Source organism: Terriglobus albidus, from assembly GCF_025685425.1.
Lineage (GTDB): Bacteria > Acidobacteriota > Terriglobia > Terriglobales > Acidobacteriaceae > Terriglobus > Terriglobus albidus.
In genome coordinates this window covers 18,813-29,717 of record NZ_JAGTAS010000030.1, presented here as the reverse complement: position 1 = coordinate 29,717, position 10,905 = coordinate 18,813, and the positions used below count along the sequence as shown (strand labels likewise).

Here is a 10,905-nt window from a genome sequence, read left to right as displayed (position 1 = left end):
CCAGCTGTTACTTCTTCGTGTCGCCGCCAATCGCGATGACTACATACTTGGCAGGTACATCGCCAACATTCTTAATTCTGTGAATGGTCCCCAGGGCGACGTACACCAAACCGCCTGGGCCTACCCGCTCCTCTTTGCCATCATGTTCGAATGCCACGGTGCCTTCCTGCACGACGATAAGCTCGGAATGTCCGATTCTGTGAAGCTCCACTGGCGGTGTCCCCACCGGCTGCATGGACTCATGCACAGCGATCGTTTCTCCTGTAGCCAGGGTTCCCGTGAAGGCGTCTCGGCTTTCAGTGCCATTGGCAGTCTTCCTTACCGTCATCTGGTCGTACGGAAAGATACCGGAGCTCGCCAGCGGGTTCTGTGCCGCCGCAGGAGGTGATGCTGCAGAAGCTGCCATTTGCGCATTCACGATCCCACATCCAAACAACAGTACTGCTACGCCACAGATAATCTTCGCCATAGGTCACCGCTTCCAGAGCGGGGACTCAGAATACTTTTACTGTTGGGTGAGCCGCAAGTCTGCAGGCGGTTAGTGTGTATCGACAAATTCCATTGACAGAGCATGGCTGAAGCTGATGGGAGAAGCGGGCTTCAGCCCGCTGATAAAAGTGTAAAAGTAAATGGGCTTTTAGCCGTGGCCTTAAAGCCACGGCTCCCACCCGATTCAAGCTTCGCTCGAATACCTTTGTCTCGGCGATACGTCATTACCTTCACTCACGACAGTGATCCGGCTTTGTACCGAATCACTGCCGTGGCGCGGAATTTATGCGTTTTGGAGTTCTGGCTGGAGCGCGGAGCGCTCGTCGGCGCTTGGGCCCCAGCTCGAAGGGACGGGAACGTCGAGCAGGCGCAGGTAGACGCAGAACTGGCCGCGGTGCTGGTACCAGTGGTTGAGCATGATATTGCGCAGGAAGGCGACGCGGGGCATGGCGGCGATCTCTTTGTCGCCGTCAACGATGCGCCAGGTCGCATTCATCGTCGCATCATCGAAGCTCGGCAGGACCTCGCGCACAGTAGCGATGCTCTGATCGAAGGTGTCGAGGATCTCCTGCCGGCTTGCGGGTTGATGGAACTGGAAGCCCGGCGGCGGGATCTGGTCCTTTGCTGCGCCCTGGACAACTCCTCCGGGCACGAAGGCAAGGTGATAGGCCAGTTGGCCCGCGGTCATCGATTTGTCGTGGGGCTTCCAGGTGAGCTTGTCTTCTGGGAGGCGCTCGAGAAACTTCCGCGTGACTGGAGCCTGCGATTCAAACTCTGCGAGTAGGGATTCTGCCATCAACATGGTGTTTTCCTTTCCGGTCTGCATCGATACGGTAATTGAGATCGAGATGAGCGCTGCTGCTATTTGCGTGCGGCAGCCTCGGCCAGTTTGCGAATACCTTCATGCATGCCGGCCCAGCCCTTATCCATCCCTGCCTTCACTTCATCGGGAATGAAGCCCAGTGCGCTGTGCCGAAAGGCGATCAGGGTTCCTCCGTTGACCTCGCTCAAACGATACTGCACGTTTGAGACCATGGGGAACGATGCGAACAAGGGGCCGGAAAACTCAAGCAGGGAAGGCCGCTTGATCGCCTGCACGTTGGCCCAGAAGTGTCCGTTGTTGTTGCCCAGATCACGGTACCAGCGTCCGCCCGGCCACGGTTCGATCTTCATGTTGAGAGACTTGCCGTCGGGGGTTTCGTTGCCGGGGCCTAATTGCTCCAGCAGCGCTGCAAAAGTGACATCGATGGGAGCCTCGACGTGAATCTCCTGATTGATGGTGACGGTCAGGCTTTCGAGAGACTGTTCAGTGGGCATCATAATCTCTATTTCTCCTTAGATTTCGACAAATCCAATTGCGGTGAGCCCTGGCGAGCCATAGCTTCGGCGCGTGCCTTCACGCGTGTCAACTGGTGCTGCCAGTAGCGCTCGAAGGTTGCGGCCCACGCGTGCAGCGGCCGTATTGCTTCGGCGTTGGTGCGGTACAGCTTTTGGCGGCCCTGGCAACGCATCCGGACCAGTCCGACATCTTTCAGCACGCGCAGATGCTTTGAGACCGACGGCTGTTCCAGACCGAGCGCCTCCGCAATCTCGCCCACCGGCCGTTCGATTCCAGCGAGATAACTCAAAATCTCGCGCCGGCGAGGTTCAGCGACTGCGTTGAATGCGTCTGAAGTGGTGCTCGCTCTTGCCATGAGGAGAACGGTATATTCCCATATAGGAATATGTCAAATGGGGTGAGAATGTTTGGGTATGCCTAGCCCACCCTCGGGGTGAATCGACATATCGGAGATAGTCCATGCACCAGGTGCCCCATTCACGCGAAGCGTGAGTGGGTAATTCGAGCGAAGCTCGAACTGGTGGGAGCCGTGGGCTTTCAGCCCACGGTTTAATGGCTCAATATGGAAATGGGCTTTAGCCCTGGGCCTTTTCCTGATGGCCAAAGAAGGCCCAGGGCCAAAGCCCATTTACTTTCACGTCTTTATCAGCGGGCTGAAGCCCGCTGAACACCCCATCCAGCAAAGCTGGTTGGGGACCCCGCTGCTCCCACCAGTTTCAGCCGCAGTCTGGACTATCCCAGAAATCAAAATCTATCGATTCTCCCCGGTGTCGCAATGGGGCACCCGGGTAAAGAAAGCAATACGCATACGACCAATCTCCGACGAATCACGTCAGACTTGTCACTCTCAGCCTGGGCAAGCTTTCCATCAAGATCATTTCAAGGATCGCAACGGAAGTAACAAAGGGAGACACACAGATGAGCACAGCAGGGAAAACGCAGACAACCGGCAGCGGGGAAACAGAGCTGCGCGGGATGAAGACACCTCCAACCGTGTCGCAGCAGGAATGGGAGGCTGCCTGGCGGCAGCTTCTGGTGAAGGAAAAAGAATTTACCCGCTCGCGGGATGCGCTGGCCGCTGAGCGCCGGCGGATGCCGTGGATGCCTGTCGAGAAGACATACACCTTTGAAGGCCCGCAAGGTAAGGTGAGCCTGCTCGATCTCTTCGAGGGCCGCAGACAGTTGATCGTCTATCGCGCCTTCTACGAAGCAGGAGTCTTCGGCTGGCCCGAGCATGCCTGCCGCGGCTGCTCGCTGGGCGCCGATCAGGTTGGTCATCTGGCACATCTCAATGCACGCGATACGACGCTCGTCTACGCTTCGCGGGCGCCGCAGGAAGATATTGCCCGCCTGAAGAAGCGCATGGAATGGGAGATGCCCTGGTACACCATCACCGACAGCTTCGATAAGGACTTCGGTGTAGATGAATGGCACGGCCACAACGTCTTCATCCGCGACGGCGAGAAGATCTTCCGCACCTACTACATCAACAATCGTGGCGATGAGGCCATGGGAACGGTATGGAGCTACCTCGACATCACACCTCTTGGCCGGCAGGAGGTGTGGGAGGATTCACCCGAAGGCTATCCGCAGACTCCGCCGTATAAGTGGTGGAACTGGCATGACACCTACGCTGCCGAAGCCGCGCCGAACGAGAAGTGGGTTCAGGTATCGGAAGCAGGCGAAGCAGCCTTCCGTAGGCGAGCGCGGAGATGAAGCAGGAACAGGGTGAGTAGATAGTTTCGAGCGTAGCTCGAACCGGGTGGGAGCCCCGGGCTTTTAGCCCGCGGTTTATCAACGTGAAAAAGAAGCGGGCTTTAAGCCCTGGGCTTTTCCTGATTCAGAGAGCAGACCAGGGCGAAAGCCCATTTTCTTTAACGCTTTATCAGCGGGCTGAAGCCAGGCTGAAGCCCGCTGCTCTCACCCAAACAGGCAAGGCTCGCCAGTCTTTATCCCTAACTCCGTCAGGGGCAGCCAGGCAGCCGATCATAAATAGCCGTATCTTTAGATTGATCATGTCCGGACTGTGGAATCAGACCCGTGTCTCCAGCTTGCTGGGAATTGAGTATCCAATCATCCAGGGACCACTTGGCGGCTTCTCGTCGCAACGGCTCGCCGCCGGTGTCTCGAACTTCGGCGGGCTTGGTTCTTTCGGCGCGCATGCCATGGAGCCTGAGGCGATCACCGATGTCATTGCGGAGATCCGCTCTCTGACCTCGAAGCCCTTTGCGATGAACCTCTGGGTTTCGCGGGAGGACGAAGGCGCATGGACCTCCGGTGAAGCCGAGTTCCAGCGGGCGGCTTCGGCGATTGTGCCTCATATCGAACGGCTTGGCGGAGATGCGCCTGTCTTTACTCTGTACAAGCCGATACGGTTTGAAGACCAGATGCGCGCCGTGCTGGATGCGAAGGTTCCAGCCTTCTCGTTTATCTTTGGCATTCCGCCCAGGGAGATGCTCGACGAAGCACGGCGCCAGAAGATCGTGATCATGGGCACGGCGACCACGGTGGATGAGGCCATCGCCCAGGAACAGGCAGGCGTGGACGTGGTGATTGCCTCCGGTTTTGAAGCAGGAGGACATCGTGGCTCGTTCCTGCGTTCCTCAGAGGATTCGCTAACCGGCACTATCTCGCTGGTGCCGCAGACGGTCGATGCGATAAGCATCCCCGTCGTCGCCGCCGGAGGCATCGCCGATGCACGCGGCATTGCGGCCGCCTTCGCTCTTGGTGCGGAGGGCGTGCAGATGGGAACAGTGTTTCTGACCTGTGAGGAGTCCGGTGCGCATCCGGTGCATCGCGAAGCGATCCGCAGTGGAAGAGCCGCGCGTACGGGATTGACCAGGGGATTTACCGGAAGGCTCGCACGCGGCATCCAGAACGACCTGATGCAGCAGATGAATCGTCCCGGAACGGAGATACTGCCGTACCCGCTGCAACGAAGCCTGATGCGCAACCTCGCAATCCCTGCACAGAAGGCCGGCAACGCGGAGCTGCTGGCTCTATGGGCGGGCCAGAGTGCGAATCTCGCACGGTGTTCCGATGTGCACGAACTGTTACAGGCGCTAGTGGATGGGGCTGCGGTGAGATTGAATCGGTAAACGAAGTTTTCGTACAGAGTCGAAGATGTGTTGAGCGCTGAAGGCGCGACCTATACCAGCCTAGGGCAACGCCCTAGGTTTCAGGCGCCCACAACATGTTAAAGGGCTGAAGGCCCGCTCTATATTAAGAGCCTTCAAGCCGACCGTATCGTTTCGATAGGCACATTTTCCATGTAGGTGTCGTGTAGGTTTCCGCATCTATGGGCGTTTTCCGCAATGAAAGTGCTGCTGCACTCCTCTTCCGGGATACCCAGTAAAGGGGAAATGCTCTAGGCGAACAACGGTTTCACGAACCGTTTCGTGTGTGACGATTGGGGATTATAGATCGGGCCTTCAGCCCTCTTACCGTTTCCCTATCTCTGCACCTGGGGCGTTGCCCCAGGCTGGTATACAACGCGCCTTCAGCGCTCAATACATCTTCTTGCTGAAAGCCTATTTCTATGCTGAGCCGATAGACCGTGGCTGAAAGCCCACACCTTTACCCATCCGGCAAAGCTGGCCGGGACCCCGCTGCTCCCACCCGGTTCAGCCATACCAAGTTCGCCTGGGACCCGAATATCCCACCTGGACTGGCTTATGATGTTGTCCGGTTTGAATGCGTGGTGAAACGAACGGCTGAGCTTGAAGTTCGTTAGAAGGACAATGCCATGAATAACAATACTGTCGTTCCAATAGTGGTTTTCGGATTCCTGTTCCTGGTCTGGATCGTCAAATCGATCAACATTCTGCCAGAGTATGAACGTGGGGTCGTGTTTCGGCTTGGCCGTGTGAGGAAAAATGCGAGGGGTCCAGGTATCGTTCTTATTCTTTGGCCGATCGACAGGATCGTCAGGGTATCGCTCCGTGTTGTGACATGGGTGGTTCCGCCCCAGGATGTGATCACAAAAGATAATGTCTCTTTGAAGGTAAATGCAGTCGTCTACTTCAGAGTGGTCGCAGCGGTTCAGGCCATCATAGAAGTCGAGAACTTCCGGTTTGCCGTGGAGCAGGCCGCGCAGACGGGCCTGCGGTCGGTGCTTGGCGAAGTAGAGTTGGACGATCTGCTATCGCAACGCGAGACGCTTAACACAAAGCTCCAAACCATCCTGGACGAACATACCGAGCCGTGGGGCGTGAAGGTAACGCGCGTCAATGTAAAGCAGGTAGATCTTCCGCAGGAGATGCAGCGAGCCATCGCCGCTCAGGCAGAGGCAGAGCGTGAGAGAAGAGCAAAGATCATTGCGGCCGAAGGTGAGTTTCAAGCATCCACCAAACTGGCTGAAGCAGCCGCCATTTTGAGCCGTGAGCCCAGCGCCATCACGCTCCGTTATTTGCGGACGCTGGTCGAGATCGGAGTTGAAAAGAACACCACCGTCGTCTTTCCGCTTCCACTTGACCTTCTGGGTGGTCTGATCGCAAAAGCGGGTATCGTCGATCCGCTGCAAGGGCAGCCCACTGCCTCGAGTCCGGGGGCTCGGTGATGAGCTTGAGAAAACACGAGCGGTCGCTATTCAATTCGCAATGCTCTGATCGGATCAAGCCGTGAAGCCCTCCATGCGGGAACAGTGCAGGCGGCCACCGCGACCAGTAAAAGTACGATCGCAACCAGACCAAAAACAACTGGATCGAGGGGATGGGTTCCGTAAAGCTGCGACTGGATTTTGCGTGTCACAGCGGCGCTGATGCAGAGTCCAAGCGCCAGGCCGACCAGTGCCGGTCGCAAACCGTCGGTCAGGATCAGCCGAAGCACCTGTTCCCGCCGCGCACCCAAGGCAATGCGGATGCCGATCTCGCTTGTCCGCTGGGCGACGAGGTAAGAGAGCACTCCAAATAATCCAATCGAGGCAAGCAGAAGTGAGAGCGCGGCGAATGCTCCCAGCAGGCTGGTCTCAAAGCTGGAATTGGCGATGGATCGGCCGAGTACCTCCTGCATGGTCAGGACATTCGATACGGGAAGGTCTGGATCAACAGAGGCGATGGCCTTCTGGATGGGAATGGAAAGCGGCGCCGGATCGGTGGTGGATCGTACGACAAGCGCTGTCTCCGCAGTGATGCCGGGTGCTCCGGAAAGGATGGGGAACCACATCATGCTCTGGACGGACTCATTCAGCCGATGGCGGGTATCGCCGACGATGCCGACGATCTCCAGCTTTTCAGCCGAGGGGCTGCGCCAGCTTACAGCCAGATGTTTTCCCAGAGGGTCTTCATTGGGGAAGAACTCATGCGCGAGTTTCTGGTTGATGATGACGAAACTGCTGTTGTTGAGCCGTTCGGCCGAAGTGAAGAAGCGGCCTGCGAGCAGCGGAATCTGCAGCGCCTGAAAATAGCCCGGATCGGCTGTGCGGAAGAGGGCAGAATCATGCTTCTCGGGGGGCTGCGGCGGATGCTCGGGAATGGTGAAGGTCATCTCGCCGTACGGCCCCTCACCTGGGACTGCATTCGTCATTCCGGCCGCGGCCACACCGGGCAGGTTGCGGACACGGTCGAGAAGCTGTTGCTGGAATGAAACCACCTGATCCGGCTTGGAATAAGTTTGCCCTCGTAGAAAGTAACGCATAGTGAGGACGTTGCGGGTGGTGCAGCCGAGATCGACGGCGCCAAGCTGAAGGAAGCTTTTGAACAGCAGTCCGGCGCAGATCAGCAGAACGACGGTGATTCCGAACTCAACCGTCATGAGTCCTTTGCGCAACGAAGCTTTGGATGCGGAGCTGCCGGCTGTTCTGGCGCTGTCCTGCAGTGCGGTGGAGACATTGGCATCCGTGAACAGCAGGGCCGGCAGAATTCCTGACACCGCTCCTGCGAAAGCAGTCACTCCAAGGGCGAAGGCGAGGACGATCGCATCGATATGAATCGCTTCCGCACGTGGCAGATTGAGCCAGTAGGTCGTCAGCCAGCGGACAGCTTCATGCGCGAGCACGATGCCGAGGATGCCGCCTGCGGTGCAGATCAGGATGCACTCCGTAATCTGCTGGCAGATCAGGCGGATGCGGCTTCCACCCAGTGCCGATCGCACCGCCATCTCTCTACGGCGCGCGACTGCCCGCGCAACCAGCAGGTTCGACAGATTCAAGCAGGCGATGAGCAGAAGACAGCTTACGGCGGCCATCAGGAGATAGAGCGGAGCCTTGGTGTCCCCGACAACGTCGTCGATCAGTGGCTGTGAGACGACCTCGGAGCTGACCGGACCCGTGCCCGAGAAACGTGTGAAGATGCCCTTTTGGATTGCCTGCACTTCCTGAACCGCCTGCGATGAGGAATAGCCAGGCTTGAGCCGTGCAAGAACGTGAGCGCTATGGCTGTAGTGGCTATGCTGGATGACGCTTGGAGTTCCCTTGTGATAGGGAATCCACAACTGGACCTTCGGATCGGGAAAGCTGAAGCTCTGCGGAAGTACACCGATGACGGTATAGGAGAACGTATTAAGCCGGATGGTCTTTCCAAGGATCGAGGGGTCCGCATTGAAGCGGCGTTTGAAGAGATTCCACGAAAGGACAACAGTAAGGCCTCCCTGGTCGGTATCGTCCGCGGCGACGAACAGCCGTCCTACCGCTGGTTGCACACCAAGAGTGGTGAACAGGTTCCAGGAGCATGTCATTGCGGGAAGGAACTCCGGAAGCTCGTTGCGATCCCCCGAAATGTTGTAGCCACTCCATCGCCAGATCGCCATCTGCTGAAAGCCATGGGATGCGCTCTGCCAGTCGTAGAAATCTCCGGCGGCCACACTGTCTGTCTTGCCCGAGTGAGAGCGCTCATCCAGGGCAACCAGTTGGTTCGGATTGGAAAACGGCAGAGGATTGAGCAGAACGTGGCGCACCACGGTAAACAGCGCCACATTGGCCCCGATACCCAGAGCCATGACGAGGACAGCAATCGTTGTAAATCCAGGAGTCCGTTTTAGCGTTCTGGCTGCATATGTCAGATCGCGCCAGAGATGGTCGATTGCAGCCACAGTGTTCTGCTGCCAAAGCTTTTCGCGAATGCGCTGGGAATTGCCGAATTTGATATGAGCCCGGCGCCGTGCCTCGTCCGGAGGCATTCCCTGGGCGACGTTCTCTTCCGTTTCGGCTTCGACATAGGCGCGAATCTCCTGCTGCAACTCGGAGTCGGAACGTTTGCGACGGAAAAAGCGACGCCAGCTCATCCGGACACCTCCATGAATTATGGACCAGTGGTCTCCACTCGGACTTCTATGGGAGAAAATAGTACACCACTCGAACTTCTATGGGAAGAGTGGAACCTCGAGCGTTGCCTGGCTTCCTATAGACGGCACCCTTTTGTCGTTTAGTCGTTACGTCCCCGGCCAGCGTGCTGGCTAGGGTGAAGAGTAGCGGAGAAATCTTCCTTGCTTCTTCATCATTTTCTTTACCCGGGTGCCCCACCCTCGGGGTCCCCAACGAACTTTCGTTGGGGTGAACGTTCGCAACGCTAGGGTGGGCAAGGAAGCCACAAAAAGCAAAAACGGTCTCGCTCTGCGGCAAATCCAGCGACAAGTTCGCCGGAGACCCCAGCCTTCAGCGCTTGAACCGTGACTACGGCGCCGAACCGGTGGTCCATTCGCATAGCAATTTGTTTCAACACGGGGTGGTGGGCCGCGTTGAAGAGATTGTATCGTTCGAGGTGAAGAGAAAAAGGGAAATGATGATGAGCGAAGCGATACGAAATCCGAAGGAAAACTCTGCGACCTATCGCGTGCTGGGAGGGGCGAGTCTTTGCCACCTGCTCAACGACATGTTGCAGTCACTCTTTGTCGCGGCGTATCCGATCTTCAAGGGGAACTTCCATCTGTCGTTCGGGCAGATCGGCGCGCTGACACTGGTCTTCCAGATCACGGCGTCGCTGTTGCAGCCGCTAGTGGGACTTTACACGGATCGCAGGCCGCAGCCATATTCGCTGCCCGTTGGCATGACCATCTCCATGAGCGGTCTGCTGGTTCTTGCCTTCGCACAGAACTATGGAATGCTGCTGGTTGGCGGCGCGCTGCTGGGCGTTGGCTCGTCGATCTTTCATCCGGAGTCGTCTCGTCTTGCGCGCCTTGCATCAGGCGGAGCGCATGGCATGGCGCAATCTGTCTTTCAGGTAGGAGGGAACTTCGGTTCCTCGCTTGGACCGCTGCTGATTGCCTTCGTCGTCCTTCCTCGAGGTCAGAAGAGCCTGGCGTGGTTTACGCTGGCAGCCGTCTTTGGCATTGTGCTGCTGACAGGGCTTGGACACTGGTACAAGCAGCATGGCCATGCGATTCAAAAGAAACAGGCGGTGAAACACACGTTGCATCTGAGCAGGAAGCGGATCGGCGGAGCGCTGGCGGTGCTGATTCTGCTGACGCTGTCGAAATACTTTTATCTTGCCAGCATCACCAGTTACTACGTCTTCTACCTGATGCAGCACTTCCACACCGGCGAACGCGATGCTCAGCTCTACCTGTTCCTGTTTCTCGCTGCGGTGGCGGCGGGCACGGTGATCGGCGGTCCGGTAGGTGACCGCATCGGGCGTAAAAAGGTGATCTGGATCTCGATCCTGGGAGTGCTGCCGCTCACGCTGTTATTACCCTATGTCGCTCTACCGATCACGGTTGCTCTGAGTGTCGTGATTGGACTGGTGATCGCCTCAGCGTTCTCAGCGATTCTTGTCTATGCGCAGGAGCTTCTGCCCGGCCGTGTCGGGATGGTGTCGGGCTTGTTCTTCGGGCTTGCGTTCGGACTGGGTGGATTAGGGGCGGCTGTTCTTGGAGCTCTTGCGGACCACACCAGCATCGAGTTCGTGTACAAGGTCTGTTCAGTGTTGCCGGCCCTTGGCTTGCTTACCGGATTTCTGCCGGATATCCATAAGCCGGACGCGGGAGAGGAAGCAGAGACGATGCCGACAGTGGAAGTGTTGGCGCCGCTGGGGTCGGAGGAATAGTTGGGTGGGAGCGACTGAGCGCTGAAGGCGCGTTCTATACCAGCCTGGGGCAACGCCCCAGGTTTCGGGCCATTGAACGAGGAAGGGCTGAAGGCCCGCTCC

At 57.6% G+C, this 10,905-nt stretch carries 9 protein-coding genes; 4 read left to right on the top strand and 5 right to left on the bottom strand.

Translation table 11 applies throughout. The features are described 5' to 3' along the window. Positions 1 to 7: 7 nt before the first annotated feature. The 4 genes from OHL21_RS05920 to OHL21_RS05905 all read right to left on the bottom strand — a co-directional run bounded on the left by OHL21_RS05920 (position 8) and on the right by OHL21_RS05905 (position 2,183). On the bottom strand, positions 8 to 469 hold the full coding sequence (locus OHL21_RS05920) for a cupin domain-containing protein (protein ID WP_263416326.1): 462 nt from the start codon (positions 467 to 469) through the stop codon (positions 8 to 10). A 303-nt stretch (positions 470 to 772) separates the two neighbouring features. Then, positions 773 to 1,285 (bottom strand): DinB family protein, encoded by a 513-nt coding sequence (locus tag OHL21_RS05915; protein WP_263416325.1) that lies wholly within the window; start codon positions 1,283 to 1,285, stop codon positions 773 to 775. A 65-nt stretch (positions 1,286 to 1,350) separates the two neighbouring features. Then, on the bottom strand, positions 1,351 to 1,809 hold the full coding sequence (locus tag OHL21_RS05910) for an SRPBCC family protein (protein WP_263416324.1): 459 nt from the start codon (positions 1,807 to 1,809) through the stop codon (positions 1,351 to 1,353). Between the two features lie 5 nt (positions 1,810 to 1,814). Beyond that, positions 1,815 to 2,183 (bottom strand): ArsR/SmtB family transcription factor, encoded by a 369-nt coding sequence (locus tag OHL21_RS05905; RefSeq protein ID WP_263416323.1) that lies wholly within the window; start codon positions 2,181 to 2,183, stop codon positions 1,815 to 1,817. A 563-nt stretch (positions 2,184 to 2,746) separates the two neighbouring features. Here OHL21_RS05905 and OHL21_RS05900 point away from each other — a divergent pair. The 3 genes from OHL21_RS05900 to OHL21_RS05890 all read left to right on the top strand — a co-directional run bounded on the left by OHL21_RS05900 (position 2,747) and on the right by OHL21_RS05890 (position 6,386). Continuing rightward, positions 2,747 to 3,544: a DUF899 domain-containing protein gene (locus OHL21_RS05900; RefSeq protein ID WP_263416322.1), complete on the top strand. Its 798-nt coding sequence runs from the start codon at positions 2,747 to 2,749 to the stop codon at positions 3,542 to 3,544. Positions 3,545 to 3,843: 299 nt separating this feature from the next. Continuing rightward, on the top strand, positions 3,844 to 4,926 hold the full coding sequence (locus OHL21_RS05895) for an NAD(P)H-dependent flavin oxidoreductase (RefSeq protein WP_263416321.1): 1,083 nt from the start codon (positions 3,844 to 3,846) through the stop codon (positions 4,924 to 4,926). Positions 4,927 to 5,573: 647 nt separating this feature from the next. Further along, positions 5,574 to 6,386 (top strand): slipin family protein, encoded by an 813-nt coding sequence (locus tag OHL21_RS05890; RefSeq protein WP_263416320.1) that lies wholly within the window; start codon positions 5,574 to 5,576, stop codon positions 6,384 to 6,386. Positions 6,387 to 6,412: 26 nt separating this feature from the next. On the opposite strand, the gene OHL21_RS05885 is transcribed toward OHL21_RS05890, so the two are convergent. Continuing rightward, positions 6,413 to 9,046: an ABC transporter permease gene (locus OHL21_RS05885; protein WP_263416319.1), complete on the bottom strand. Its 2,634-nt coding sequence runs from the start codon at positions 9,044 to 9,046 to the stop codon at positions 6,413 to 6,415. A gap of 494 nt (positions 9,047 to 9,540) precedes the next feature. Here OHL21_RS05885 and OHL21_RS05880 point away from each other — a divergent pair, with 494 nt between their 5' ends. Beyond that, positions 9,541 to 10,803, top strand: coding sequence for an MFS transporter (locus OHL21_RS05880; protein ID WP_317889962.1), 1,263 nt, complete (start codon positions 9,541 to 9,543; stop codon positions 10,801 to 10,803). Positions 10,804 to 10,905 lie beyond the last annotated feature (102 nt).